The sequence below is a fragment of the Pseudomonas nitroreducens NBRC 12694 genome (assembly GCF_002091755.1).
Lineage (GTDB): Bacteria > Pseudomonadota > Gammaproteobacteria > Pseudomonadales > Pseudomonadaceae > Pseudomonas > Pseudomonas nitroreducens.
In genome coordinates, this window is the sequence record NZ_BDAI01000004.1 from 87,322 (window position 1) to 111,862 (window position 24,541).

Below are 24,541 nucleotides of genomic sequence, written 5' to 3' on the forward strand. Positions count from 1 at the left end.
TGAGGCAGACTGAAATTGCACCAGGAAGGAAACGCCAGAAAGGAGCGCCGCCATGCACGACACGCCGCTGACGATCCTGCACAACCCGGCACTGAGCGACGCCCAGTGCGCCGGTATTGCCTCGCTGTACCGCGCCGTGGGCTGGGGCTCCCCCGGCAGCACCGCGGAACTGCGCGATCTCTATGAATTCTCCAGCTACTTCCTGCTGGCCCTGGACGGCGACCAGGTCCTCGGTCTGCTGCGTGCGGAAAGCGAGACGGCGCAGACCACCTGGCTGGCGGAGATCGCCGTGCTGCCAGGCTTCCAGTCGCGCGGGATAGGCCTGGCGCTGATGGCGCGCTTCCTCGCCGACCACCCGAACCGCACGCTCTACACGGACGCCACCGAGGGTGTGGAAGAGTTCTTCCTGCGCCATGGCATCGCCCTGCGCCGACCTCGGGTACCGGGGCCGCGCAAGATCGACGCCTGAACGAAGCTCAGTCTTCCAGCGGCACGTACAACCGGTCGAACACCGCCGCCACCGCCTCGCGGAACGCCGGCGAGATGTGGCCGCTTTCCAGCGCCAGCACCTGGTAGATGCCCCGACGCATCAGCGCTTCGCTGAGGTCGCTGGCCACCTCGCGGGTGGTGCACAGGTAGCGCACCCAGGAGGTGAGGATGATCCAGGCGTTCAGGGTCAGCGCTTCGAGCTGCGGTTCGTCCATCTGCAGGATGCCGGCGTCGACGAAGCCTCGGTAGATCGCCTTGGCGTTGTCCATGGCGCGGCGGGCAAAGGTGCGGTAGGCGGCGGCCAGTTCCGGGTCGGAGTCCAGCAGGTGCTCCAGGTCGCGGTGCAGGAAGCGGTAGTGCCACATCGCGGCGAGCAGCGCCTCGAGGTAGAAGGTCTTGTCCTCCACCGTCAGTGCGCGGCCCTCGGGCAGATGCAGGAACTGGTCGACGTGGCGTTCGTACTCGGCGAACAGCTGGGCGATGATCACCTGCTTGTTGCGGTAGTGGTAGTACAGGTTGCCCGGCGAGATGCCCAGGTGCGCGGCGATGTGGTTGGTGGTGACGCTGCGCTCGCCCTGGGCGTTGAACAGCTCGAGGCTGGCCTGGGCGATGCGGTCACGGGTATTGATGCGTGGTGCCATTCGCGAAACTCATCGAAGCGGATTGCAGGGTCGTTTTGCCCGGTGCGGTGGACGCCAAAGGTACACCGATTGCTACCGCGTAACACCCAAGGCGGCCCGCCCAACTTTTCGTTGGCTGGGTCTGATGGCGCGAAAACGGCATGCTGATTGACACTCTAGAGCAATTGCTCTAAAAAACCAGCAACAGTATAAAAACGCGAAGCATCCGAGATCCCTGTGTGAATCCCCGGAAAGCTTCCCCACCCGCTTCCGCCCAGGAGCCCGTCATGGTTGCCGATATCGCCTACCTGCAGCAGACCCAGCAGCAGATCAGCCAGCTGGAAACCCTTCTCGAACGCCAGCGCCAGGCCTATCGCGCGAACCCGATGCCGGACGCCGGCCAGCGCATCCAGTGGCTGAAGAGCCTCGCCAACCTGCTGGTGACCGAGCAGAAGGCGATCATCGACGCCATCAACGCCGACTTCAGCAACCGTTCCGCCGACGAAACCCTGCTCGCCGAAGTGCTGCCCAGCCTGCACGGCGTGCACTACGCCACCAAACGCGTGAGGAAGTGGATGAAGCCCTCGCGCCGCAGCGTGGGCATGCAGTTCATGCCGGCCTCGGCCAAGGTCATCTACCAGCCGCTGGGCGTAGTGGGCGTGATCGTGCCGTGGAACTACCCGCTGTTCCTCGCCATCGGCCCGCTGACCGGGGCGCTGGCCGCCGGCAACCGGGTGATGATCAAGATGAGCGAGTCCACCCCGGAATCCGCCTGCGTGCTGAAGGATCTGCTGGCCAAGGTCTTCCCCGAGGACCTGGTCGCCGTGGTGCAGGGCGAAGTGGATGTCGGCGTCGCCTTCTCCAAGCTGCCTTTCGACCACCTGCTGTTCACCGGTGCCACCAGCGTCGGCAAGCACGTGATGCGCGCCGCCGCCGAGAATCTCACCCCGGTGACCCTGGAACTGGGCGGCAAGTCGCCGGCCATCGTCTCGGCCAGCGTGCCGATGAAGGACGCCGCCGAGCGCATCGCCTTCGGCAAGACGCTCAACGCCGGGCAGACCTGCGTGGCACCGGACTACGTGCTGGTGCCGCAGAACCGCGTCGACGAGTTCGTCGAGAGCTACCGCCAGGTGGTCCAGGGCTTCTTCCCGACACTGGAAAACAACCCGGACTACACCGCGATCATCAACGAGCGCCAGCTGTCGCGCCTGAACGGCTACCTCGCCGACGCCCAGGCCCGCGGCGCCACCGTCATCCCGTTGTTCCCGCAGGCCCAGGGCCGCCGCCTGCCGCAGGCGCTGGTGCTGAACGTGACCGACGAGATGAAGATCATGCAGGAAGAGATCTTCGGCCCGCTGCTGCCGGTGATCCCCTACCAGACCCTCGACCAGGCGCTCAGCTACATCAACGAGCGCGATCGGCCGCTGGCCCTGTATTTCTTCGGCTATGACAAGCGCGAGCAGGACCACGTACTGGCGCAGACCCACTCCGGCGGCGTGTGCCTCAACGACACCCTGCTGCACGTCGCCCAGGACGACATGCCCTTCGGCGGCGTCGGCCCCTCCGGCATGGGCCACTACCACGGCCACGAAGGCTTCCTGACCTTCTCCAAGGCCAAGGGCGTATTCAGCAAGCCGCGCTTCAACGCTGCGCGGGTGATCTACCCACCCTACGGTAAATCGCTGCAGAAGCTGGTCTACAAGCTGTTCATTCGCTGACCGGCACCCTCCAAGACACAGGTGAAAAAACAAGAATGACAGACACCTCCCTGAGCGCGCCGGGACTCTCCCGGCGCGGCGTGCTCAAGATCGGCCTGCTGGGCGGGGCCTTCCTCGCCACGGCGGGCGTTACCGCCAGCCTCAGCGGCTGCTCCGCCAGCACTCCGGCCAATGGCTTTGCCGTGCTGCGCGATTCCGACCTGCCGTTCCTGCGCGCGCTGGTCCCGGTGATGCTGGCCGGCGCCGTGCCCGCCGAGCGCATGGCCGAGGCGGTCAAAGGCACCCTCCAGAGCCTGGACAACAACCTCAACCACCTCTCCCCGGAAATGCTCAAGCTCACCGTGCAGCTGTTCGACGTGCTCGCCCTGCCGATCACCCGCGGGCCGCTCACCGGCATCTGGGGCAGCTGGGACAACGCCAGCGCGCAGGATGTGCAGAACTTCCTGAACCACTGGCAGAACAGCTTCATCTCCCTGCTGAAGATGGGCCACAGCTCGCTGCTGCAACTGGTGATGATGGCCTGGTACAGCCGCCCGGAATCCTGGGGCCACTGCGGCTACCCCGGCCCGCCGAAAATCTGATTTCGCCAGAACAACAAGAATTCGCCTGAGAGATTTCCGATGCCCGTACCCGATCTGTTCGCCGAGGGCCTGGCCCGCGGCTGGAAAGTCCACAACGGCTCGCGCCTGGACAAGGACCTGACCCTGGAGGCCGACGTGGTGATCGTCGGCACCGGCGCCGGCGGCGGCACCACTGCCGAAACCCTCAGCGCCGCCGGCTACAAGGTGCTGCTGGTGGAAGAAGGCCCGCTCAAGACCAGCAGCGACTTCAAGATGCAGGAAGCCGACGCCTACCCGAACCTGTACCAGGAAGGCATCGGCCGGATGAGCAAGGACGGCGCCATCACCATCCTCCAGGGCCGCGCCGTGGGCGGCACCACCCTGGTCAACTGGACGTCCAGCTTCCGCACCCCCGAGCCGACCCTGGAACACTGGGCCAAGGAACACGGCGTGAAGGGCCACAGCGTCGCCGAAATGGCGCCCTGGTTCGAGAAGATGGAACAGCGCCTGGGCGTCGCGCCCTGGATCATGCCGCCCAACGCCAACAACGACGTGATCCGCAACGGCTGCGAGAAGCTCGGCCTGCACTGGAAGGTCATCCCGCGCAACGTCCGTGGCTGCTGGAACATCGGCTACTGCGGCATGGGCTGCCCGACCAACGCCAAGCAATCGATGCTGGTCACCACCATTCCGGCCACCCTGGAGAAAGGCGGCGAACTGCTGTTCCTCGCCCGCGCCGACCGCCTGCTGCTCGACGGCAACAAGGTCAGCGGCCTGGAATGCTCGGCCATGGACGAGCGCTGCGTCGCCCCCACCGGCCGCAAGATCACCATCAAGGCGCGTCACTACGTGCTCTCCGGCGGCGGCATCAATACCCCGGCGATCCTCCTGCGCTCCAAGGCGCCGGACCCGAACGGCCGCGTCGGCCAGCGCACCTTCCTGCACACGGTGAACTTCAGCGCCGCCCTGTTCGACGAAGTGATCAACCCGTTCTACGGCGCACCGCAGTCGATCTATTCCGACCACTTCCAATGGGACGACGGCGCCACCGGACGCATGTCCTACAAGCTGGAAGTACCGCCGCTGCAACCGGCGCTCAGCGCCACCCTGCTCGGCCGCTTCGGCGAAGACAATGCGCTGCGCATGGAGCAGTTGCCGCACACCAACGTGATCCTCGCGCTGATGCGCGACGGCTTCCATCCGGACAGCGCAGTGGGCTCCGTCAGCCTGCGCGGTGACGATACCCCGGTGCTCGACTACCAGATGACCGATTACACCTGGGACGGTATCCGCCGCGCCTTCCACACCATGGCCGACATCCAGTTTGCCGCTGGCGCCAAGGCCGTGCTGCCGCTGCACGCCGACGCCGGCTACGTTAAGACTGCCAAGGAAGCACACGAGCTGATCGACAGCCTGAGCCTGGAGCTGTACCGCACCCGCCTGGGCAGTGCCCACGTGATGGGCGGCTGCGCCATGGGCGAGGACCCGAAGCAGTCGGTGTGCGACAGCCTCGGCCGCCACCACCAGCTGGAGAACCTGTCGATCCACGATGGCTCGCTGTTCCCCACCAGCATCGGCGCCAACCCGCAGCTCTCGGTCTACGGCCTCACCGCGCAACTGGCCGACGCCCTGGCCAAGCGGCTGGGTTGACGCTCCCTGCGCAATTGCTCTTCGTAGGAGCGAGCTAGCTCGCCCCTACCTGGTTTGCCGCGCAAAAAACCGCGCACGGGCTCTGGCACGGGGCTTGTGCGTGACTCATGGGTCTCTCGCCGCCAATCTCAGGTAGTCCGTTCACAGAAGCACTACCAAGGTCGCTTGGCCCCACGGACATGCTGCGTTACCATCCGCCCGCTATTGCACCCGCCTGCCAACAAGAGCCGACCAGGACGCCGCGATGAATCGAGTGTTGTACCCGGGTACCTTCGACCCCATCACCAAAGGCCATGCCGATCTGGTCGAACGCGCCTCGCGACTGTTCGACCAGGTGATCATTGCCGTCGCCGCCAGCCCCAAGAAGAATCCCCTGTTCCCGCTGGAACAGCGCGTCGAGCTGGCCCGCCAGGTCACCTCGCACCTGCCCAATGTAGAAGTCGTCGGCTTCTCCACGCTGCTCGCGCATTTCGCCAAGGAGCAGAATGCGAACATCCTGCTGCGCGGCCTGCGCGCGGTGTCGGATTTCGAGTACGAGTTCCAGCTGGCCAACATGAACCGCCAGCTCGCACCTGACCTGGAAAGCATGTTCCTCACGCCGTCGGAGAAGTACTCCTTCATCTCCTCCACCCTGGTGCGCGAGATCGCGGCCCTGGGCGGCGACATCACCAAATTCGTCCATCCCGCGGTGGCCAGCGCCCTGGCCGAGCGCTTCAAGCGCTGATCCGCACGCCGCCAAGGATGGCGGTTTCCGTCAGTTGACTCCCTGACTGCGTGCACTGCGCGCGCCGATACGGCACAATTTCATCCTTGTTGCTACCGATCGCCATGGCAGCCGCCCTGGTTGGAGTTGTATCGATGTCCCTGAAAATCACTGACGATTGCATCAACTGCGACGTCTGCGAACCCGAGTGCCCCAATGCCGCGATCTCCCAGGGCGAGGAGATCTACGTCATCGACCCGAACCTGTGCACCGAATGCGTCGGCCACTATGACGAGCCGCAGTGCCAGCAGGTCTGCCCGGTCGACTGCATTCCCCTCGACGAAACCCATGTCGAGAGCAAGGAAGAGCTGATGGAGAAGTACAAGAAGCTCACCGGCAAGGCCTGACTTCGCGCGATTCGACACTTTTTCATTGAGTTCTCACAAACCTGCGGCGCCGTGGATTGTCTATCCTCCACCTTCGCCCCATTTGGTTTTCCAGCCGGCAATGCCGGCGGTTCGTGAGATGCCATGTCCTCGTTGAACTCCCGCTCCCGCGCCTCCCTGCTCGGCTTCTGCAGCCTGCTGCTGCTCAGCTTCGCGCTGCACGCCGCGGAACACCCGGCCCAGGCCAGCGTCGCCACGGCGCATCCGTCCGCCACTGTCGCGGGCCTTGAAACACTCGCCGACGGCGGCAACGCCTTCGACGCCGCCGTGGCCATCGCCGCCGCGCTGGCGGTGGCCGAACCCTACGGCTCAGGCCTGGGCGGCGGCGGTTTCTTCCTGCTGCGCAAGGCCGGCAGCCCGCCGACCTACCATTTCATCGACGCCCGCGAGCGCGCGCCACTGGCCGCTCACGCGCGGATGTACGAGCGCAACGGCAAGGTCGATCCGCAGCTGTCGCTCAACGGCCCTCTGGCCGCCGGCATCCCCGGCCTGCCCGCCGCCCTGGCGGACATCACCAGCCGCTACGGCCGCAAGACCCTGGCGAACAACCTGGTGCCGGCGATCCGCCTGGCCACCGATGGCGTGTCCATCGACCGTGTCTACATCGACCGCGCCTCCTGGCGTCTCGACGCGATGCGCCAGGACCGTGAGACCGCACGCATCTTCCTCGACCAGGGCAACCTGCCCGAGGAATACAGCCTGATGCGCCAGCCGCAACTGGCCAACACCCTGGAGAAACTCGCGCGCTATGGTCGCATCGGCTTCTACGAAGGCGAGACCGCGCAGAAGCTGGTGGAAGGCGTGCGCGCCGCCGGTGGCGTGTGGAGCCTGGAGGACCTCGCCAGCTACCGCACCGTCGAGCGCCAGGCGCTGCGCTACCCGCTGGCCGACGGCAAGGAACTGATCAGCGCCCCGCCGCCCTCCGCCGGTGGCGTCGCCCTCGCGCAGAGCCTGGGCATGCTGCAGCAGCTGCCCTGGCAGAAGGCCGAACCCGTGCAGCGCGTCCACTACGTCGTCGAAGCCCTGCGCCGCGCCTACCGCGACCGTGGCCTGCTGGGCGACCCGGACCGCGTCGCCAACCCGGTCAACCAACTGCTCGCACCGGATTACCTGAAGCGCCTGGCCGCCGGCATCGATCCGCAACGCGCCACGCCCAGCTCTTCGCTGCCACCCGCGCCCGCCTGGCGCGAGGGCGATCACACCACCCACTTCGTGGTAATGGACGCCGACGGCAACGCCGTTGCTGCCACGCTGTCGGTCAACCTGCCCTTCGGCGCAGCCTTCACCGTGCCCGGCACCGGCGTGCTGCTCAATGACGAGATGGACGACTTCGCCACCGACGTCAGCGGCGCCAACGCCTACCAGCTGGCCGGCAGCCAGGCCAACGCGGTGGCCGCCGGCAAGCGCCCGCTGTCGAGCATGAGCCCGAGCTTCATCGAAAGCCCCACCGAGCTGGCCGCCTTCGGCACGCCCGGCGGCAGCCGGATTCCCAGCATGGTGTTGCTGGCGATGCTCGATTACCTGGACGGCAAGCCGGTGCAGCGCTGGGTCTCTTCGCCGCGCTACCACCACCAGTTCCTACCGGACGTGATCGAGCACGAACCACGCGCCTTCAGCGCTGCCGAAGCGGCCGACCTGCAGCGCCGTGGCTACACGCTCAAGGATGTGGGTCGCGCCTATGGCAACCAGCAGGTCCTGCTGTGGAACAAGAAGTCCGGCGAGGTGCAGTCCGCCAGCGATCCGCGCGGCATCGGCCTGGCCACCGAACTGGCGGCACCGCTGCGCTGACCAGGGATTCCTCAGGGCAGGATGAGGCCGGGCGCTTCGTCCTCGCCCGGCTCGAACAGGCCATGCTCGGTGCCCAGTTGCAGCACATTGCGCAGGCTCTGGATGATGCGGCTGACGTAGCCCAGATCGTTCATCAGCGAGCTCATCTGCAGGCCATCCAGCTCGTGCCGGCGCACCGCAGCGAACAGACGCTGGCGGAAGGCACCGTCGAATTCGGCGGCGCTTTCGTCGAGCAGCTGCAGGCGTGCCGCCAGCGCCTCTTGCGGTAGATCGCCGCCAATCAGCGAACCCAGCGCACGTACTTCCCGCAGCATCGCGATCAGATGCCGGCGCAGCTCGACATAGGTATCGCGCAGCACCGAAGGCTCGCCCTGCAGAGCCTGCCCCAGGTTCTTCTGCAGATGCTTGGCGTCCTTCACGGCATCCACCAGCTGTAGCGCCACCACCTGGCAGGACAGCCAGAAGCGCTGGTGTTCCTCGTCCAGAGGAACTTCGAGGCGCCCCATGAAGCTCAGCAGATCGCCATAAACTCCCTTGATATGGCGCTGGTAGAGCACTTCCGCGCCCAGCGCATGGCGGTCGGGCGCCGCGCGCAGCTCGTTCTCGTCGATGCGCGGCTGGCTGAGCATGTCCACCGGCAGGTAGAGCGCGTGGCAGATCACCTCGATACTCAACCGGCCGAGATGTCGGAGTTCCTGGAGTACCGCGCTGGCAGCGGCATCGGCGGAATCCAGCGCGCGCTCGTTGAGGTAGCGCGCATGGGTGCGCTCGATGCTCGGCATGGCCGGCGCCATGTCGGTGATCAGCACGGCCGGCTCCTCCACTTCCGGCAACCAGCGCACCAGGGCATTGGCCAACGCGCCCTGCAACGGCCAGAACAACGCCACGCCCATGCCGTTGAACAGCGTATGGAACAGCGCCAGCTGGATCATCGGGTTGTCCGCCAGGCCCAGCGGCGTCACCAGCCAGTGCACCAGCCAGGTCAAGGGCGACAACAGCAGGAAGGCCAGCACCCCGGTCACGACATTGAACAGTACATGGGCCAGCGCCAGCCGCTGCCCGCTGCGGTTGCCGCCCAGGGAGCCGACGAAGGCCGTGGTGACGCTGCTGCCGACATTCGAGCCGATGGCGATGGCCAGGCTCTGGCCCAGCTCCAGTTGCCCGCCGGCCAGGGCTGCCAGGGTCAGCATCAGCGTGGCGTGGCTGGATTGCAGGACCACGGTGATGAGCAGGCCGAAGGTCACGAACAGCAGTGCGCCGAGCATGCCTTCGGCACGCAGCTCGCTCATGTCCATGGCATCGCCGAAGCTCTGGAAGCCTTCCTTGATCTGGTCGATGCCCAGGAAGATGAAGGCGATCCCCAGCAGGATGCGCCCGGCGGCCTTGCTCTTGGCGCCGTTGAAACCCAGCAGGATGCCGAACACCAGCAATGGCAGCGCCAGCGGACTCAGGCTGAGATTCTGCCCGGCCAGTGCCAGCAGCCAGATACCGCTGGTGGCCCCCAGGTTGGCGCCGAACAGGATCGCGATTCCCCCCGCCAGCTGGATCAGCCCGGTGCTGATGAAGGCGATGGTGAGCAGCGAAACCAGCGTCGAGGATTGCAGCAGGAAGGTGCCGAAGAGGCCGAACAGCAGGCTCTTGCCACGCGTCGCGGTGCTCTTTTCCAGCCAGCGCTCGAGTTGGCTGCCGGCAAGATCGCGCAGCCCTTCTTCCAGGCACTGCATGCCGAACAGGAACAGCGCCAGGCCCGCTCCCAACTGCAGCAGGCCGGCACTGGACCAGAAGGTGTAGCCCAGGACTATAGCGACCAGCAGCAGAAGCAGCGGACGCAGGTGCTTCTTCAGGCCGCTCAGGTTCATGGTCTACCCACAGGACTCACCCGGCAAGCCGGGCCGGCGAGGCGGCCAAGCCGCCCCGGAACGGGACGACGGATCAGTCTTTCTTGTAGCCGCTGGTGGTGCAGCCCAGGCAGCGCACGAAGGCGGCCTTGCCCGGATCGACGACCAGCGCCTGGCCAGCTTCCTTGATATTGCCGCCGGCCGCGCTGAATGGCAGGGTCACCACGAAAGCAGCGGTGCCCACCACGGTGGCGGCGATCAGCAGCGGACGAGCGAAAATCAGGTCGCCCATCATCGCGTAGGCCGGCGGGGCCTCTACGGTGTAGGTCGGGTCGCCACTGACGTTGCTCACCGCGTCCTGAGCAACGGCCGGCAGCACCGAGAATGCGCAGGTCAGTGCCATTGCAGTGGCGGTGGTGCGGAACAGGTTCATGGAAGGAAGTCCTTTTTTGTTTAGTTGGGCAGGCAGACTGCCATAACTATAACAGCGCTCCATGACTTGTCGCGTGACAGCCTTCAATCGCCGAAGAATGCGTATTCCGGCTTTTTCGGTACGAATGGCCGGTAAAAGGCCTGCATCCGCCGAAGGTCCCCTGACTCGTCGCCGGTGGGCCAGAAAGGTTCGCCGATCACGATGCGCCGGCCGGGATAATCCAGCGCCGCCAGGACGATGGGGACACCCGCGCCACGGGCGATGTGGTAGAAGCCCATTTTCCAGCGCTCGACCTTACGACGCGTACCCTCCGGGGAGAGGATCAGCATCATCTCGCGGTTGTCGCGGAAGGCCTGGATTGCCTGGTCCACCGTGTTCAGCTTGAGATGGCGCTGGATCGGGATGCCGCCCCAGCGGCGCATCAGTGCGCCGAAGGGCGCGCGGAAGAGGGTGTGCTTGCCGAACCAACGGGCGTTCAGCCGCAGCACGAACTTGACCGCGAGAAACAACACGAAATCCCAGTTGGAGGTGTGGTGCGCGCCGATCACCACGAACTTGTCGAGTGGCGGCAGCGCGCCTTCGATACGCCAGCCGGCCACGCGCAGCATGCTGTGGCCGAGTGCCTCGGCGAATGGGTTGCGGGGCAGATAGTTACCGGACATGAATCACCTGTAGCCCCTTCGTCGGGGGCCATTGTTGTTATGGCAGAAGGTGGAGTGGCAGATCGGGGCGGCAGCTTAACGGCGGCCCCGCGGCCTCAGCGTTGGCAGCGCGGACAGTAGACGCTGGCGCGCTGGCCGAGGCGCACGTCGCGCAGGGTCGAGCCGCAGACCTTGCAGGGTTCGCCACCGCGCCCGTAGGCGAAGAGTTCCTGCTGGAAGTAGCCGGGCTGGCCGTCGCCGCCGACGAAATCGCGCAGCGTGGTACCGCCGCGCTCGATGGCAATGGCAAGGATTCGCTTGATCTCCTGGGCAAGCTTCACGTAGCGCGCCCGCGAGATGGTCCCCGCCTCGCGGCGCGGGTCGATGCCGGCGGCGAACAGCGCCTCGGTGGCGTAGATGTTGCCCACCCCGACCACCACAGCGTTGTCCATGATGAAGGGCTTCACCGCCATGCTGCGGTTGCGCGACAGCTGGAACAGTCGCTCACCTTCGAAGGCGTCGGTCAGCGGCTCCGGGCCCAGGTGACGCAGCAGTTCATGTTCCAGCGGCGTCAGACTCCAGAGCAGCGCACCGAAGCGGCGCGGGTCGGTGTAGCGCAGCGCCATGCCTGATTCCAGCTCGATATCCACATGCTCGTGGCGCGCTGCCGGCGTGCCGCACTCCACCAGGCGCAGGCTGCCGGACATGCCCAGGTGGCTGATCAGCGTGCCCACTTCGGCATTGAGCAAGAGGTACTTGGCACGCCGCTCCACCTGCACGATGCGCTGCCCGGACAGACGTACGTCGAGGTCCTCGGGAATCGGCCAGCGCAAACGACGCTCACGGACGACCACGCGGCTGACGCGCTGGCCTTCGAGATGGGGCGCTATGCCCCGGCGGGTGGTTTCGACTTCAGGTAATTCGGGCATGGATCACTACTGCGTAGGAGCTTTTCTGTAGGTTCAGTCCAGCGCGCGGGCCAGCTGGATCAGATCGTCGCGCCATTCGGCCGCCTTGGGCAGCGCCAGGAAGGACTCGTTGAGAAAACCTTCCCGCGCCCCGTAGGTAAAAGGCTCGCCCTTGGTATCCAGCACCTCGCCGCCGGCGCCTTCCAGCACACCCTGGGCGGCTGCCGTGTCCCACTGGCTGGTTGGCGCCAGGCGCGGGTAGCAGTCCGCCGAGCCTTCGGCGAGCAGGCAGAACTTCAGCGAACTGCCGATGTTGGCCAGGTTCAGGTCGCCAAAGCGCTGCGCGAGGCCGGACAGCAGGCTTTCTTGCTGCGGGCTGGAATGGCGTTTGCTGGCCACCACGGTAAAGACATCTTCCGGGCTGCTGCGTACCTCGATGGCCTCGGGCTCGCCGCCACGCTCTTCGCGCCAGGCGCCAAGGCCGGTACCACCGTAGTAGCAGCGGCCGCTGGCGGGGATACCGACTACGCCGAAGATCACGCGCCCGTGCTCGATGAGCGCGACGTTGACGGTGAATTCGTCACTGCCGGAAATGAACTCCTTGGTGCCGTCCAGCGGGTCCACCAGCCACCAGCGGCTCCACTGGGCCCGTTGCTCCAGGGGAATGTCGCAATCCTCCTCGGACAACACCGGCACATCCGGCGCCAGCGCGCGCAGGCCGTCGGCCAGCAGGCGGTGGGCGGCCAGGTCGGCGGCGGTCACCGGCGATTCGTCGGACTTGCTCTGGACATCCAGGTCGCCCTGCCAGAACGGCAGGATCACATCGCCCGCCTTGTGCACCAGGTCGATCACGGCAGGCAGGAAGGCATTCATCACGGCTGGAACTCCCCTCGTTGGGTCAGCAGGTCGCGCACCAGGTAGAGCGCGGCCAGGGCACGCCCTTCACTGAACTGGGCATTCTGCGCGAGGCTGGAGAGCTCGCGCAGGCTGATCCTGTCCACGCCCATAGGCTCGGGTTCGTCGCCGGGCAGCGATTCTTCGTAGAGGTCACGGGCGAGCACCACCTGGATGCGCTGACTCATGTAGCCGGGCGACAGGGACAGCTCGGTGATGTATTCCAGCTGACGGGCGCCGTAACCGGCTTCTTCCTTCAGCTCGCGGTTGGCGGCGTCGAGGATGTCCTCACCCGGCTCCACCAGGCCCTTGGGCAACGAAAGCTGGTATTCGTCGACCCCGGCGCAATACTCCTCCACCAGCACGGCGTGCTCGCCGTCGAGCATGGCGATCACCATCACAGCACCGTAGCCCTGCCCCTTACCAACCAGGCGCTCGTAGGTCCGTTCGACGCCATTGGAGAAGCGCAACTGCAGCTCCTCGACGGCGAAAAGCCGGCTTCTGGCAACGATCTCTCGAGCGAGGACCGTGGGTTTCTGACGCATGGGGCGACTCCTGGGGGTGGCCGGGTCGGCTATGATAACCCGCCTTTTCCGATTCTCCGTGTCAGATATCGCGCCGATTCCGTCCATCGGCGGCGCAATTGCGACACCCTTCTGCGAAAGCCCAGCATGCCACGCCTGCCCTGGAACCGGATCGATACCGTCCTGCTCGACATGGACGGCACCCTGCTCGATCTGCATTTCGACAACCACTTCTGGCTCGAACACCTGCCGCAACGGTACGCCGAGCACCACGGCATCAGCCGCGCCCAGGCCGATGCCGAACTGCTGCCGCTGTTCCGTGACAACGCCGGGCTGCTCAACTGGTATTGCCTGGACTTCTGGAGCCGCGAGCTCAAGCTGTCGATCATGGACCTCAAGCGCGAGGTCGCCCACCTGATCGCACTGCGTCCGGACGCCGATTTCTTCCTTGCGCAACTGCGCGAGCACGGCAGGCGCGCGGTGCTGATCACCAATGCGCACCGCGATTCGCTGTCGCTGAAGATGCAACGAGTGGAGCTGGCGCCCTGGCTCGATCGGTTGATCAGCTCCCATGACTACGGCTTCCCCAAGGAAGACCAGCAGTTCTGGCAGGCACTGCGTGCGGACGTCGACTTCGACCCGGCGCGCAGCCTTTTCATCGACGACAGCCTGCCGATCCTGCGCGCGGCGCGGACCTTCGGCATCGGCCATCTGCTTGCGGTACGCCAGCCCGACAGCCGCCAGGGGCCGAAGGACACCGAGGAATTCGCTGCCCAGGAAGACTACCGGGCACTGCTCGAAGGCTTGTGAGGGGCGCAGAAACAACGAGCCCGGCACTGGGCCGGGCTCGGGGACATCACTCCGGAATCCGCAGCACCTGGCCGGGATAGATCTTGTCCGGATGACTGAGCATCGGCTTGTTCGCCTCGAAAATCTTGTTGTAGAGGTTGGCGTTGCCGTACTCCGCCTTGGCGATGGCGCTGAGCGTATCGCCCTTCTTCACGGTGACGAAACGCGCCTCGGCAGCCGGCGTAGCGACGGTGATGTGGTCTTCCACACCCGACACGCCCGCGACGTTGCCCAGCGCCAGCAGGATCTTCTCCTTCTCTTCCTGGCTGGCCACTTCACCGGTGGCGATCACCTTGTCGCCCTCGACGCTGACCTGGATGTTCGGGTTGCCCAGGCCCACCTTGGCGATGTGGTCCTTGAGCGATTCGGCGGCCTGCGCCTCCTGGCCCACGATGCTTTCCCACAGCTTCTCGCCGGCTTCCTTCACGAACGCAAAAATGCCCATTTCCAACCTCCCTACGGTTACAGTGACAGGCGGCCGGCATTGGGCAGACCGCGCGCCCCTGGAGTCTAGTCGCCGACTTCCGCAGTGCCTGACGGAATACTCCTAATCCCGCCTTAACCCGACAGAACGCCCCGGAGCCTTCCCGCCGATGGACATCAAGCAGCTGAAATTCCTCTGCGCGCTGGACGAGACACGGCACTTCGGCCAGGCGGCGGCACGCTGCCACGTCACTCAGCCAACGCTGTCGATGCGGGTACGCAGCCTGGAGGAGGAACTGGGCCTTGAACTGGTGCGCCGTGGGCAGCGCTTCGAGGGTTTCACCGAGGCCGGCGAGCGCGTACTCGCCTGGGCCCGGAGCCTGCTGGCTGCGCATGACGGGCTCTACGCAGAAGCGGCGGCCTGCCGCGGCCAACTGGTCGGCACCCTGCGCCTGGGCGTGGTGCCGCTGGCAGGCTTCGACCCCATGCAGCTGATCGAGCTGTTCGCCCAGCGCCACCCGGAACTGCGCTTCCAGCTGTTCGCCCTGAGTTCGGAGAACATCCTCGAAGGCCTCGGCCGCAACCAGCTGGACCTTGGCCTGTCGTACCTCGACCGCCTCGACCGCGAACATTTCGAAAGCCTCGAACTGGCCGCTACCCGCATGGGCCTGCTGCACGACCGCCGGCACTTCCAGATCGACGGTCCGAGCCTGAGCTGGGACGCACTGGCGGAGCTGCCGCTGGGCCTGCTCTCGTCCGGCATGCACTTCCGCCAGTCCATCGACCACGGCTTCCGCAGCCGCGGCCTGGCGCCTCGGGCACGCCTGGAAACCGACGCCGTGCATCAGTTGGTGCAAGCCGTCGAGCGCGGGCTGTGCTGCGCGATCATGCCGCTGGGCAGCGGGCTGGACGCCCAGGGTGAGCACTTCGTGCTGACCCCGATCGACGACGCGCGCACCCTGTCGCCACTCGGGCTGATCCTGCGCCGCAGCGAACCACGCTCCGCGCTGGCCGAAGCCTGCTTCCGCGAAGCAGCGGCCTTGCTGGGCAGCGACTCGCCCGACCGATAAACCGCATCTATCACAACATCGACAGCAGCCATTAGACGCTGCCCCGGCATCGGCATAGGCTGGTTGTATTACTAGAACCACAGGGCTCAGCCCATGCCTTGCCTGATCACCCGCCCGGCCAGCGCCGCGGTCCGGGATGCCGCCGTGCCTGCCGACGGCTACAGCTACGTCGAACTCACCCCGCAAGGAGCCGGCGGCCGCGCCGCATTGGCCGGGGAAACCGCCCTGGCCATCGCCTACAACGGCCTCAGCCAGGCCGTGATGATGGTCTCGCCGAACGACCTGGAAGACTTCGTCCACGGTTTCAGCCTCGGTGCCGGCCTCATCGAGTCCATCGACGACATCTATGACGTGAGCCTGACGGCACATGGCGAGGCCATTACCGCCGAGGTGCAGGTCAGCAATCGCGCCTTCTGGGCCCTCAAGGACCAGCGCCGGCAACTGGCCGGCAACACCGGCTGCGGCCTGTGCGGCGTCGAGGCCCTGGACCAGGCGCTGCCCGGCCTGCCGGTATTGCCGCGCGCTCCCCTGCCACCCGCCGTCCATTTCGACAACCTGCGCGAGCGGGTCAATGCCGTGCAGGAGATCGGCAGGCGCAGCGGCGCTCTGCATGCGGCGCTGTTCGTCGATGCCGCCGGCGAGATTCGCCTGTGCCGCGAGGATATCGGCCGCCACAACGCCCTCGACAAACTGGTCGGCGCGCTCAAGCGCCAGCGCCTGGAGCTGGCCGGCGGCTTCGCCGTGGTGACCAGCCGCTGCAGCCTGGAACTTATCCACAAGGCCGTGCGCGCCGGGCTCCCCACCCTGGTCAGCCTGTCCGCTCCCACCTCGCTCACCGTGCAGTGGGCCCGCGAGCACAACCTGAACCTGATCCACCTGCCCCATCGCAGCCCGCCCCGGGTCTACAGCCCGGCGCCACCAGCCGCCTGAACGAAAGAGATTCCATGAGCCTGCAGCAAGAAAACCCCCGCTACCAACCCTACAAGGGCGCCGCCGCCGGCTGGGGCGCGCTGATCAGCGTCACGCGCTTCTGGCTGGACAGCAAACAGCCGTTCAAGAACCTGCGCGCCCTGCTCAAGACCAACCAGAACGGTGGCTTCGACTGCCCTGGCTGCGCCTGGGGCGACTCCCCCGAAGACGGGCGGGTGAAGTTCTGCGAGAACGGCGCCAAGGCAGTGAACTGGGAGGCCACCAAGCGCCGCGTGGACCCAGCCTTCTTCGCCCGTCACAGCGTTACTTCGCTGCGCGAGCAGAGCGACTACTGGCTCGAATACCAGGGCCGCCTGACCGAGCCGATGCGCTACGACCCCACCACCGACCGCTACCAGCCAATCGCCTGGGACGACGCCTTCGCCCTGATCGCCCGGCACCTGAATGCGCTGGAAAGCCCCGACCAGGCCGAGTTCTACACCTCCGGTCGGGCCAGCAACGAGGCGGCCTTCCTCTACCAGCTGTTCGTCCGCGCCTTCGGCACCAACAACTTCCCCGACTGCTCGAACATGTGCCACGAGGCCAGCGGCGTAGCCCTGGGCCAGAGCGTCGGCATCGGCAAGGGCACCGTGACCTTCGATGACTTCGAGCACGCCGATGCGATCTTCGTCTTCGGCCAGAACCCCGGCACCAACCACCCGCGCATGCTCGAACCGCTGCGCGAGGCGGTGAAGCGCGGCGCCCAGGTGGTCGCCTTCAACCCGCTCAAGGAGCGCGGCCTGGAGCGCTTCCAGCACCCGCAGCACGCGCTGGAAATGCTCACCAATGGCTCCGAGCCGCTGAACACGGCCTTCTTCCGCCCGGCACTGGGTGGCGACATGGCCGCCGTGCGCGGCATCGCCAAGTTCCTCCTGCAATGGGAACGCGAAGCCCAGGCCAAGGGCCAGCCGGCAGTGTTCGACCACGCCTTCATCGCCGAGCATACCCAGGGCGTCGATGCCTACCTGGCCGTGGTGGACGACACCAGTTGGGAGCACATCGTCCAGCAGTCGGGGCTGAGCCTCGAGGAAATCGAGCAGGCGGCGATCATGTACCGCCGTGCCGAGCGTGTGATCGTCTGCTGGGCCATGGGCATCACCCAGCACCATCACTCGGTGCCCACCATCCAGGAACTGGTCAGCCTGCAACTGCTGCGTGGCAACGTCGGCCGTCCCGGCGCCGGCCTGTGCCCGGTACGCGGCCACAGTAATGTGCAGGGCGACCGCAGCATGGGCATCAACGACCGACCGCCTGCCGCTCTGCTCGATGCCATCGAACGGCGCTTCCAGTTCAAGGTGCCGCGTGCGAACGGCCACAACACCGTCGAGGCTATCAACGCCATGCTCGACGGGCGGGCCAGGGTCTTCATCGGCCTGGGCGGCAACTTCGCCCAGGCGACCCCGGACAGCCCGCGCACTCATCAATCCTTGCGCAATTGCGCGCTGACCGTGCAGATCAGCACCAAGCTCAACCGCAGCCACCTCACCGTGGGCGGCGACGCGCTGATCCTGCCGTGCCTGGGGCGCACCGACATCGACCGTCAGGCTGAAGGCCCGCAGGCAGTGACCGTGGAAGACTCCTTCAGCATGATCCACGCATCCTTCGGGCAGCTGGAGCCGTCGTCAAAACAGATGCGCTCGGAGCCGGCGATCATCGCCGGCATCGCCAAGGCCACCCTGGGCAACCACCCGGTGGACTGGGACGCGATGATCGCCAACTACGACCGCATCCGCGACCTGATCGCCGACACCATCCCCGGCTTCAGCGACTTCAATCGCCGTGTGGCCAACCCCGGCGGCTTCCACCTGGGCAACTCGGCGGGCTCGCGGCGCTGGAACACCGCCAGCGGCAAGGCCAACTTCCACCACCACCCGCTGCCAGCGGACCTGGTCCACGCGAAGATCCGCGAGACCGGCCAGGAGCCCCACCTGATCCTGCAGACGCTGCGCTCCCACGACCAGTACAACACCACGATCTATGGCCTGGACGACCGCTACCGCGGCGTGCGCGGCCATCGCGAGGTAGTGTTCGCCAACGAGGCAGACATCCGCCGCCTGGGCTTCGAGCCGGGCGAGAAAGTGGACATGGTGTCACTCTGGTCCGATGGCGTGGACCGCCGCGTCAGCGGCTTCACCCTGCTGGCCTACGACATTCCCGCCGGCCAGGCGGCGGCGTACTACCCGGAGACCAACCCGCTGGTGCCGCTGGACAGCCACGGGGTCGGCAGCCACACGCCAACCTCCAAGTTCGTCGCCATCCGCTTCGAGAAAGCGCGACCGAGCCAGCGCATCGCGTGATGCCCTTCACGGCGCTCCCACCGGGGCGCCATCCAACCGCCGTTCGCGAACAAGCCAGCTCCTACAGAAAAGCCGCTGCTCTTTAGTAGGAGCGAGCTTGCTCGCGAAGCTTTTCTCGGACGCACCCTTGCCTCGTCTTGCGAAAAATCCGCTAGACGCGCATCAAGTAGGAAAAGGCCGAAGGGTAAACTCGGAGGGAAAAGGACGCTTTCCGTGAAAAGCCATCATTTCAATGGCATTCTGTGATAAAAACACATCAAAAGCGAAACCCTGGAATAACGCTCAGACCGCCCAAAATCGAAAAAGTTCTGACCTAAAATCAAATACTTGCATTATTTGATGAAAGTCGTGTTACTCGTCGGAACCCCCTTGCCAGAGCCTTCGCCCAAACCGAGGATCACCCCCAACATCCCCACAGAGAGATCCTCTCTATGAAGTACTCCTCGATGCTCCTGTTGTCTCTTGCGCTGGTTGGTGGCACCGCCTTCGCGGACGGCGACACCCGTGCCGGCGTCGGTGGCGCCCTGGGCGGGGTATTGGGCACTGCGGTCGGCCAGGCGGTCGGCGGCAGCACCGGCGCCGCCATTGGTGGTGGCCTTGGCGGTGCAGCAGGCGGCGCCATGGGCGCACGCCATGGCAACAAAACAGAAGCCGCCATCGGCGGTGGCCTGGGCGCCGCGGGCGGCCAGGTGCTGGGCAACAAGATGGGCGGCACCACGGGCGGCCTGATCGGCGCGGCCCTGGGTGGTGGCGCCGGTGGCGCACTGGGTAACCACTACGCCGACAGCAACCGCGACGATGACGACGACTACGATGGTCGCCGCGGCTACCGCCATGCGCGCTATGACGATCGTCGCTACGACCGCCACTGGCACGATAACGGTCGTCACCGCGGCTGGTACAAGCACAAACACAAGCACCATCGCGACTGGGATTGATCCGCGGCATAGCTAACCGCGATCAGTCCACGGAAACGACGACTGACAGCCGGGCCTCATTGCCCGGCTGTTTTCTATGCGGGACAATTTCCCCATTCCTTTTCTACTTTCAGGTTCGCAACATGCGTAAGACTCTTTCTGTTCTGGCACTGGCCCTGCTGGCCAGCCACGCCGTCGCCGACGACACCAAATCCGCCATTGGCGGCGGTGTCGGGGGCGCACTGGGCAACGTGGTGGGCGGCGCCCTGGGTGGCTCCACCGGCGCGGCCATCGGTGCTGGCGTAGGCGGTGCAGCTGGCGGCGCGATGGGTGCCAAGAACGGCAACAAGACCGAGGCAGCCATTGGCGGCGGCCTGGGTGCGGCAGGCGGCTCGGTCATCGGCAACAAGGTCGGTGGCTCCACCGGTGGCGCCATTGGCGCGGGCCTGGGCGGCGCGGCGGGCGGCGCGCTGGGCAACCACTTGGCCGACGACAACGATGACCACCACAGCAGTGGTCACAAGAGCGACCGCCACAAGGGCAAAGGCCACTACAAGCACAAACACAAGCATCACGACGACTGACCGATGCCCGTGTGAAAAAGCCCGCCGATTGGCGGGCTTTTTTGTTCATGACCGACCGATTAGGCGCAGGCGGGCAAGCAGGACAACAGCGCACTCAGCTCAGTTGGCGGTCGGCGCTCAACGCGACGGTATTCACCGCCATCGTCGGTGCGCTGCAGCCATCCGCCATCGACCAGGGCGCGCCGAAGCAGCAGGTGGTCACCCAGGCGTTCCTGAGCACGCAGGCGGCCGTTGATGTCCTTTTCACTCCACGTTTGCCGCGCCGGCAAGCGCGACCACAGCACCCAGAGGCAGGCCTCACGGTGGCTGTGTTTCTTCGGCCAGCGTTGCAGGCAGCCGGCCTCATCGAAGTAGCGCCGCCACTGCTCGACGCGGCGAAAATCCACCACGGCTTCGGGCTCTATTTCGCGGGCCAAGCGCGCCTCAGCCTGGTGGCTGGCGCGCAGCGCCTGGTAGTTGCGGAAGCCAACCGCGCGGGCCAGCAGGTTGAGCATCTCCACATGACCGGGACGTTCGGGCGATTCGTCCAATTGTCGCGTCAGGAATTTCGCCAGCACCGAAATATCGGGGGCGTGGTAGGGCAAGCGTTGCCTGGACACAGTGCAATCCTCGTTGCGTGCCAAGACCTCGTGCAGGAGGTGATCGGGGGTCGCCGGCTTCCGATGCGGCACTGGGAAAGTGTGTCGGATCGTCAAAGGTGCGGGGAACCGCGTGGCAGGTTTAGCGCTCTCCATACGGAGGCGGCGACGCCTGGGTGAACTGCCGACCGGCGGCCAGCATAGGCCGGGCGCGCCACCCGGGACAAGCCCCATGTCATCCGGCCAGCCTCGTATAGGCTTGTCGGGAAGGGATCACTGGCCACAAGGAGTCATTCGTGAAAGCGCTTGCTGCCGCCGGTCTGCTGCTGTCGCTTGGCGCCGTGCAGACCGCGCACGCCGGGGACTGGCAGGTCTGCCAGATGGAAGTGGAGATCATCGGGGCGCTCAAACTGCCCGTACGGGGCCTGGAAGGCCGCGTGGAGTCGGTCAAGCCACGGGCCGCCGGCGCGGATTGCCCGAATCGGGGCGCGCTGATCGCCTTCGAGCCGGAAAGCGCCGACTGGCAAAGCATGATCCCGCGTAAGCACTGGCCAGCGCCAGGACAGCGGGTGTGGATGCGCTACCAGTACCTGGACGGCATCTGCAAGGGCGACGGCAACAGCCGGCCGTGCCGGATCGAGCATTATCCGATGGGGTGGTAGGTAATCGTCGCAGGAGCGAGCTTGCTTGCGAACGGAATTGCTGGCATCGCCGATGCGCGACGTGTTCGCGAGCAGGCTCGCTCCCGCAAAGAGCCCGTCAAACGCGTACCAGCGCCTCCATCGCCTCCCGCAACGCAGGAGGAATCGATACCGGCCGGCTGCTCGCGCGGTCAACGAACACATGCACGAACTTGCCCGCCGCACAGGCCAGTTCATCGCCCTCGCGGAAGATCGCCAGTTCGTACTGCACCGAGCTGTTGCCCAGCTTGCCGACCCGCAGGCCGACCTCGATGCGCTCGGGGAAGGCCACCGGCGCGAAATAATCACAGCTGGAGCTGACCACGAAGCCCACCACCTCGCCGCCGTGGATATCCAGGCCACCGCGCTCGATCAGGTAGGTGTTCACCGCTGTGTCGAAGAAGCCGTAGTAGGTCACGTTGTTCACGTGGCCGTAGATATCGTTGTCGTGCCAGCGGGTGGTGATCGGCTGGAAGTGCGCGTAGTCGGTGCGGCTGGGGTGCTGTTCGCTCATCGGGTTCTCAGAAGGCGGCTCGGTAGATGGCCAGCGCGTCGCTCTCGCTGACTTCGCGGGGATTATTCACCAGCAGGCGCTGCTGCAACATCGCATCGGCGGCCAGGCGCGGCAGGCTGGCCTCCGGTACGCCGGCATCGCGCAGGCGCGACGGCAGGCCGCTGCGCGGGCTGAGGTCGGCCAGCTCGGCGATGAACTGCTCGGTGCGGTCGGCATCGCTGCGCAGGCGCTCGCCCAGCAGCAGTGGCGCGAGCTCGGCGTAGAGCGGCGCGGCATTGGGCGCATTGAAGCGGATCACCTCGGGCAGCACCAGCGCATTGCTCAGGCCGTGGGGAATGTGGAAGTGCCCGCCCAGCGGATAGGCCAGCGCGTGCACGGCGGCCACCGGGGCGTTGGCGAAGGCCTGGCCGGCCAGGCAGGCGCCCAGCAGCATGGCCTGGCGCGCCTCGCGGTTGCCGCCGTTGTGCACGGCTTCGTCGAGGTTCAACGCCAGCAGGCGCAGCGCTTCGCGGGCGAGCAGGTCGGACAGCGGGTTCTTCTTCAGCTTGCTGGTGTAGGCCTCGATGGCGTGCACCATGGCGTCGATGCCGGTGGCGGCGGTGACCGCCGGCGGCAGGCCGAGGGTGAGGTCGGCGTCGAGCACGGCCAGGTCCGGCAGCAGGTGCGGGCTGACCACACCCATCTTGGTGGTCTCGCCGGTGGTGACGATGGCGATGGGTGTCACTTCCGAACCGGTACCCGCGGTGGTCGGCACCTGGATCAGCGGCAGGCGTGGGCCGCGAGCGTTGCCAACGCCGAAGATGTCCTTCAGCCCCTGGGATGCCGACGGATGCGCCAGCAGCGCCACCAGCTTGGCGACGTCCATCGAGCTGCCGCCGCCATAGCCGACCACCAGTTGCGCAGCCATCTTGCGAGCCTGCTCGGCGGCTGCCAGCACGACGCTTTCCGGCGGGTCGGCCACCACCTGATCGAAGACGTCCACCGCCACGCCAGCCTTGGCGAAGCCGGGCAGCACGCCGTCGAGCATGTTCAGGCGGGTGATGCCGGGATCGGTGACGATAAGCACGCGCTGGGCGCCGCGCTCGCGGCAGAGTTCACCCAGGCGGGCGGCGGAGCCACTCTCGCAGAGGATCTGCGCGGTGGTGGCGAAGCTGAAAGGCTGCATGACGGTCCCCGGTCTTGTCGTTGTAGTGCGGAAAATCCGTAGGCCACCGCTCAGTGGCCAGCCCGGGGAGCATAGCAACGCAACACACCCCCTGAAACCCTGTACCGCCAGGCGAAACGCTCATTCACCAGATGAATGGGAAGCCACGGCGCGCAGGGAACATGGGAGTAAATTCATCCGCGATCGATTTCCGGCGGCTCCGAGCAGGCCGGTAGCACATCGCGGACGGAGCCCGCTCCCACGGGATCAGCCTCGCAGAAACGAAAAAGGCCGGCATTGCGCCGGCCTCTTCTTCATCGAGGGCAGGTCAGACAGCGACCGGCGCCTTGATGTGCGGGTGGGCTTCGTAGCCGACCAGTTCGAAGTCCTCGAAGCGGAAGTCGAACAGGTCCTTCACCTCGGGGTTGATCTTCATGGTGGGCAGCGGCAGCGGCTGGCGGGTCAACTGCAGGTCGGTCTGCTCCAGGTGGTTGGCGTACAGGTGGCAGTCGCCGCCAGTCCAGATGAACTCGCCCGGCTGCAGGCCCGCGACCTGCGCGACCATCAGGGTCAGCAGCGCGTAGCTGGCGATGTTGAAGGGCACGCCGAGGAAGATGTCGGCCGAGCGCTGGTACAGCTGGCAGCTGAGCTTGCCGTCGGCGACATAGAACTGGAACAGCGCGTGGCACGGCGGCAGGGCCATTTCGTCGATCAGCGCGGGGTTCCACGCGGAGACGATCAGCCGGCGCGAGTCCGGGTTCTTCTTCAGCATCTCCATCAGGTTGGCGATCTGGTCGATATGGCGGCCGTCCGGCGCCGGCCAGGAGCGCCACTGGTAGCCGTAGACCGGGCCGAGGTCGCCGTTCTCGTCGGCCCATTCGTCCCAGATCGAGACGCCGTTTTCCTTCAGGTAGGCGATGTTGGTCGAACCTTTGAGGAACCACAGCAGTTCATGGACGATCGATTTGAGGTGGCACTTCTTGGTGGTCACCAGCGGGAAGCCTTCGGCGAGGTCGAAGCGCATCTGGTGGCCGAACACACTGTAGGTGCCGGTGCCGGTGCGGTCGCTCTTGAAGGTGCCGTGTTCGCGCACGTGGCGCATGAGGTCGAGGTACTGTTTCATCGCGAAGGTATCACCCAAAAGCCGGTCGGTGCGGCTCTGCGGCGCGGCTCCGGGGTGGGCCGCCGGCAGAACGATTCGCCCGGCAGAATCTGAACAAGCGGCAATACTAAGGGCCTGGGCCCGGTCTCGCCACCCTGGCCGACCAACACCCGATTCAAGCGGCGCCAGACCGCGCTCCCCA

The 24,541-nt window shown here is 66.1% G+C and carries 26 protein-coding genes; 14 read left to right on the forward strand and 12 right to left on the reverse strand.

Annotation, left to right across the window (positions count from 1 at the left end):
• The first annotated feature begins 52 nt into the window (after nt 1-52).
• Nucleotides 53-469 carry a GNAT family N-acetyltransferase gene (locus PNI01S_RS12680; RefSeq protein ID WP_037008099.1) on the forward strand — a complete coding sequence of 139 codons (417 nt, stop codon included), beginning with the start codon at nt 53-55 and terminating at the stop codon, nt 467-469.
• 7 nt (nt 470-476) lie between these two features.
• Here the strand turns inward: PNI01S_RS12680 and PNI01S_RS12685 are convergent, their stop codons facing one another.
• On the reverse strand, nt 477-1,130 hold the full coding sequence (locus tag PNI01S_RS12685) for a TetR/AcrR family transcriptional regulator (RefSeq protein WP_024767431.1): 654 nt from the start codon (nt 1,128-1,130) through the stop codon (nt 477-479).
• A gap of 266 nt (nt 1,131-1,396) precedes the next feature.
• Between PNI01S_RS12685 and PNI01S_RS12690 the strand changes: the two genes are divergently transcribed.
• From PNI01S_RS12690 to PNI01S_RS12715, 6 genes are all read left to right on the forward strand, one after another.
• Nucleotides 1,397-2,827 (forward strand): coniferyl aldehyde dehydrogenase, encoded by a 1,431-nt coding sequence (locus tag PNI01S_RS12690; protein WP_084358371.1) that lies wholly within the window; start codon nt 1,397-1,399, stop codon nt 2,825-2,827.
• A 35-nt stretch (nt 2,828-2,862) separates the two neighbouring features.
• Entirely contained in the window at nt 2,863-3,408 is a 546-nt protein-coding gene (locus tag PNI01S_RS12695) for a twin-arginine translocation pathway signal protein (RefSeq protein WP_084358372.1), read from the forward strand.
• A 39-nt stretch (nt 3,409-3,447) separates the two neighbouring features.
• Nucleotides 3,448-5,037, forward strand: coding sequence for a GMC family oxidoreductase (locus tag PNI01S_RS12700; RefSeq protein WP_024767000.1), 1,590 nt, complete (start codon nt 3,448-3,450; stop codon nt 5,035-5,037).
• Between the two features lie 244 nt (nt 5,038-5,281).
• Nucleotides 5,282-5,761 (forward strand): pantetheine-phosphate adenylyltransferase, encoded by a 480-nt coding sequence (gene coaD, locus PNI01S_RS12705; protein WP_024767001.1) that lies wholly within the window; start codon nt 5,282-5,284, stop codon nt 5,759-5,761.
• Nucleotides 5,762-5,895: 134 nt separating this feature from the next.
• Nucleotides 5,896-6,147, forward strand: coding sequence for a YfhL family 4Fe-4S dicluster ferredoxin (locus PNI01S_RS12710; protein ID WP_024767002.1), 252 nt, complete (start codon nt 5,896-5,898; stop codon nt 6,145-6,147).
• Between the two features lie 123 nt (nt 6,148-6,270).
• The gene (locus PNI01S_RS12715) at nt 6,271-7,974 is read left to right on the forward strand and encodes a gamma-glutamyltransferase family protein (RefSeq protein WP_038803492.1); all 1,704 of its coding nucleotides are present in this window, start codon (nt 6,271-6,273) and stop codon (nt 7,972-7,974) included.
• Nucleotides 7,975-7,985: 11 nt separating this feature from the next.
• Here PNI01S_RS12715 and PNI01S_RS12720 read toward each other — a convergent pair whose 3' ends face one another.
• The 6 genes from PNI01S_RS12720 to nudE form a co-directional block, all read right to left on the reverse strand.
• The gene (locus PNI01S_RS12720) at nt 7,986-9,833 is read right to left on the reverse strand and encodes a Na/Pi cotransporter family protein (protein ID WP_037007758.1); all 1,848 of its coding nucleotides are present in this window, start codon (nt 9,831-9,833) and stop codon (nt 7,986-7,988) included.
• A 73-nt stretch (nt 9,834-9,906) separates the two neighbouring features.
• Nucleotides 9,907-10,245 carry a hypothetical protein gene (locus PNI01S_RS12725; RefSeq protein WP_024767004.1) on the reverse strand — a complete coding sequence of 113 codons (339 nt, stop codon included), beginning with the start codon at nt 10,243-10,245 and terminating at the stop codon, nt 9,907-9,909.
• Between the two features lie 83 nt (nt 10,246-10,328).
• Nucleotides 10,329-10,907: a lysophospholipid acyltransferase family protein gene (locus PNI01S_RS12730; protein WP_024767005.1), complete on the reverse strand. Its 579-nt coding sequence runs from the start codon at nt 10,905-10,907 to the stop codon at nt 10,329-10,331.
• A gap of 95 nt (nt 10,908-11,002) precedes the next feature.
• Nucleotides 11,003-11,815, reverse strand: coding sequence for a bifunctional DNA-formamidopyrimidine glycosylase/DNA-(apurinic or apyrimidinic site) lyase (mutM, locus tag PNI01S_RS12735; protein WP_024767006.1), 813 nt, complete (start codon nt 11,813-11,815; stop codon nt 11,003-11,005).
• Nucleotides 11,816-11,848: 33 nt separating this feature from the next.
• Complete coding sequence (cysQ, locus tag PNI01S_RS12740) at nt 11,849-12,667, reverse strand: 3'(2'),5'-bisphosphate nucleotidase CysQ (protein ID WP_089285793.1); 819 nt, start codon at nt 12,665-12,667, stop codon at nt 11,849-11,851.
• Nucleotides 12,667-13,233 (reverse strand): ADP compounds hydrolase NudE, encoded by a 567-nt coding sequence (gene nudE / locus PNI01S_RS12745; protein ID WP_037015903.1) that lies wholly within the window; start codon nt 13,231-13,233, stop codon nt 12,667-12,669. Before nudE ends, cysQ begins: the two co-directional genes overlap by 1 nt.
• Nucleotides 13,234-13,359: 126 nt before the next feature.
• On the opposite strand from nudE, the gene yrfG reads away from it, so the two are divergent.
• Nucleotides 13,360-14,022, forward strand: a complete 663-nt coding sequence (gene yrfG / locus PNI01S_RS12750; protein ID WP_024767009.1) for a GMP/IMP nucleotidase — start codon at nt 13,360-13,362, stop codon at nt 14,020-14,022.
• A gap of 46 nt (nt 14,023-14,068) precedes the next feature.
• On the opposite strand, the gene lysM is transcribed toward yrfG, so the two are convergent.
• Nucleotides 14,069-14,506 carry a peptidoglycan-binding protein LysM gene (gene lysM, locus PNI01S_RS12755; protein WP_037018714.1) on the reverse strand — a complete coding sequence of 146 codons (438 nt, stop codon included), beginning with the start codon at nt 14,504-14,506 and terminating at the stop codon, nt 14,069-14,071.
• Between the two features lie 148 nt (nt 14,507-14,654).
• Here lysM and PNI01S_RS12760 point away from each other — a divergent pair, with 148 nt between their 5' ends.
• From PNI01S_RS12760 to PNI01S_RS12780, 5 genes are all read left to right on the forward strand, one after another.
• Nucleotides 14,655-15,554: a LysR family transcriptional regulator gene (locus PNI01S_RS12760; RefSeq protein ID WP_024767011.1), complete on the forward strand. Its 900-nt coding sequence runs from the start codon at nt 14,655-14,657 to the stop codon at nt 15,552-15,554.
• Between the two features lie 93 nt (nt 15,555-15,647).
• Nucleotides 15,648-16,484 carry a formate dehydrogenase accessory sulfurtransferase FdhD gene (fdhD, locus tag PNI01S_RS12765; RefSeq protein ID WP_084358373.1) on the forward strand — a complete coding sequence of 279 codons (837 nt, stop codon included), beginning with the start codon at nt 15,648-15,650 and terminating at the stop codon, nt 16,482-16,484.
• A gap of 14 nt (nt 16,485-16,498) precedes the next feature.
• The gene (locus tag PNI01S_RS12770) at nt 16,499-18,820 is read left to right on the forward strand and encodes an FdhF/YdeP family oxidoreductase (protein ID WP_084358374.1); all 2,322 of its coding nucleotides are present in this window, start codon (nt 16,499-16,501) and stop codon (nt 18,818-18,820) included.
• A gap of 431 nt (nt 18,821-19,251) precedes the next feature.
• Complete coding sequence (locus tag PNI01S_RS12775) at nt 19,252-19,758, forward strand: hypothetical protein (RefSeq protein WP_038803491.1); 507 nt, start codon at nt 19,252-19,254, stop codon at nt 19,756-19,758.
• A 122-nt stretch (nt 19,759-19,880) separates the two neighbouring features.
• Nucleotides 19,881-20,321 carry a YMGG-like glycine zipper-containing protein gene (locus PNI01S_RS12780; protein WP_065086225.1) on the forward strand — a complete coding sequence of 147 codons (441 nt, stop codon included), beginning with the start codon at nt 19,881-19,883 and terminating at the stop codon, nt 20,319-20,321.
• 59 nt (nt 20,322-20,380) lie between these two features.
• On the opposite strand, the gene PNI01S_RS12785 is transcribed toward PNI01S_RS12780, so the two are convergent.
• The gene (locus tag PNI01S_RS12785) at nt 20,381-20,920 is read right to left on the reverse strand and encodes a DUF2087 domain-containing protein (protein ID WP_084358375.1); all 540 of its coding nucleotides are present in this window, start codon (nt 20,918-20,920) and stop codon (nt 20,381-20,383) included.
• A 275-nt stretch (nt 20,921-21,195) separates the two neighbouring features.
• Between PNI01S_RS12785 and PNI01S_RS12790 the strand changes: the two genes are divergently transcribed.
• Nucleotides 21,196-21,561 (forward strand): hypothetical protein, encoded by a 366-nt coding sequence (locus PNI01S_RS12790; protein WP_024767394.1) that lies wholly within the window; start codon nt 21,196-21,198, stop codon nt 21,559-21,561.
• Between the two features lie 97 nt (nt 21,562-21,658).
• Here PNI01S_RS12790 and PNI01S_RS12795 read toward each other — a convergent pair whose 3' ends face one another.
• The 3 genes from PNI01S_RS12795 to PNI01S_RS12805 all read right to left on the reverse strand — a co-directional run bounded on the left by PNI01S_RS12795 (nt 21,659) and on the right by PNI01S_RS12805 (nt 24,360).
• Nucleotides 21,659-22,093 carry an acyl-CoA thioesterase gene (locus PNI01S_RS12795; RefSeq protein ID WP_024767393.1) on the reverse strand — a complete coding sequence of 145 codons (435 nt, stop codon included), beginning with the start codon at nt 22,091-22,093 and terminating at the stop codon, nt 21,659-21,661.
• Nucleotides 22,094-22,100: 7 nt separating this feature from the next.
• On the reverse strand, nt 22,101-23,258 hold the full coding sequence (locus PNI01S_RS12800) for an iron-containing alcohol dehydrogenase (protein ID WP_024767392.1): 1,158 nt from the start codon (nt 23,256-23,258) through the stop codon (nt 22,101-22,103).
• A gap of 307 nt (nt 23,259-23,565) precedes the next feature.
• Nucleotides 23,566-24,360: a thymidylate synthase gene (locus tag PNI01S_RS12805; RefSeq protein WP_024767391.1), complete on the reverse strand. Its 795-nt coding sequence runs from the start codon at nt 24,358-24,360 to the stop codon at nt 23,566-23,568.
• Nucleotides 24,361-24,541 lie beyond the last annotated feature (181 nt).

Excerpts from the sequence above, each read along its gene's own strand:
- PNI01S_RS12680 (WP_037008099.1), top strand. The coding sequence starts at position 53 with ATGCACGACACGCCGCTGACGATCCTGCACAACCCGGCACTGAGCGAC.
- PNI01S_RS12685 (WP_024767431.1), bottom strand. The coding sequence starts at position 1,130 with ATGGCACCACGCATCAATACCCGTGACCGCATCGCCCAGGCCAGCCTC.
- PNI01S_RS12690 (WP_084358371.1), top strand. The coding sequence starts at position 1,397 with ATGGTTGCCGATATCGCCTACCTGCAGCAGACCCAGCAGCAGATCAGC.
- PNI01S_RS12695 (WP_084358372.1), top strand. The coding sequence starts at position 2,863 with ATGACAGACACCTCCCTGAGCGCGCCGGGACTCTCCCGGCGCGGCGTG.
- PNI01S_RS12700 (WP_024767000.1), top strand. The coding sequence starts at position 3,448 with ATGCCCGTACCCGATCTGTTCGCCGAGGGCCTGGCCCGCGGCTGGAAA.
- coaD (WP_024767001.1), top strand. The coding sequence starts at position 5,282 with ATGAATCGAGTGTTGTACCCGGGTACCTTCGACCCCATCACCAAAGGC.
- PNI01S_RS12710 (WP_024767002.1), top strand. The coding sequence starts at position 5,896 with ATGTCCCTGAAAATCACTGACGATTGCATCAACTGCGACGTCTGCGAA.
- PNI01S_RS12715 (WP_038803492.1), top strand. The coding sequence starts at position 6,271 with ATGTCCTCGTTGAACTCCCGCTCCCGCGCCTCCCTGCTCGGCTTCTGC.
- PNI01S_RS12720 (WP_037007758.1), bottom strand. The coding sequence starts at position 9,833 with ATGAACCTGAGCGGCCTGAAGAAGCACCTGCGTCCGCTGCTTCTGCTG.
- PNI01S_RS12725 (WP_024767004.1), bottom strand. The coding sequence starts at position 10,245 with ATGAACCTGTTCCGCACCACCGCCACTGCAATGGCACTGACCTGCGCA.
- PNI01S_RS12730 (WP_024767005.1), bottom strand. The coding sequence starts at position 10,907 with ATGTCCGGTAACTATCTGCCCCGCAACCCATTCGCCGAGGCACTCGGC.
- mutM (WP_024767006.1), bottom strand. The coding sequence starts at position 11,815 with ATGCCCGAATTACCTGAAGTCGAAACCACCCGCCGGGGCATAGCGCCC.
- cysQ (WP_089285793.1), bottom strand. The coding sequence starts at position 12,667 with ATGAATGCCTTCCTGCCTGCCGTGATCGACCTGGTGCACAAGGCGGGC.
- nudE (WP_037015903.1), bottom strand. The coding sequence starts at position 13,233 with ATGCGTCAGAAACCCACGGTCCTCGCTCGAGAGATCGTTGCCAGAAGC.
- yrfG (WP_024767009.1), top strand. The coding sequence starts at position 13,360 with ATGCCACGCCTGCCCTGGAACCGGATCGATACCGTCCTGCTCGACATG.
- lysM (WP_037018714.1), bottom strand. The coding sequence starts at position 14,506 with ATGGGCATTTTTGCGTTCGTGAAGGAAGCCGGCGAGAAGCTGTGGGAA.
- PNI01S_RS12760 (WP_024767011.1), top strand. The coding sequence starts at position 14,655 with ATGGACATCAAGCAGCTGAAATTCCTCTGCGCGCTGGACGAGACACGG.
- fdhD (WP_084358373.1), top strand. The coding sequence starts at position 15,648 with ATGCCTTGCCTGATCACCCGCCCGGCCAGCGCCGCGGTCCGGGATGCC.
- PNI01S_RS12770 (WP_084358374.1), top strand. The coding sequence starts at position 16,499 with ATGAGCCTGCAGCAAGAAAACCCCCGCTACCAACCCTACAAGGGCGCC.
- PNI01S_RS12775 (WP_038803491.1), top strand. The coding sequence starts at position 19,252 with ATGAAGTACTCCTCGATGCTCCTGTTGTCTCTTGCGCTGGTTGGTGGC.
- PNI01S_RS12780 (WP_065086225.1), top strand. The coding sequence starts at position 19,881 with ATGCGTAAGACTCTTTCTGTTCTGGCACTGGCCCTGCTGGCCAGCCAC.
- PNI01S_RS12795 (WP_024767393.1), bottom strand. The coding sequence starts at position 22,093 with ATGAGCGAACAGCACCCCAGCCGCACCGACTACGCGCACTTCCAGCCG.
- PNI01S_RS12800 (WP_024767392.1), bottom strand. The coding sequence starts at position 23,258 with ATGCAGCCTTTCAGCTTCGCCACCACCGCGCAGATCCTCTGCGAGAGT.
- PNI01S_RS12805 (WP_024767391.1), bottom strand. The coding sequence starts at position 24,360 with ATGAAACAGTACCTCGACCTCATGCGCCACGTGCGCGAACACGGCACC.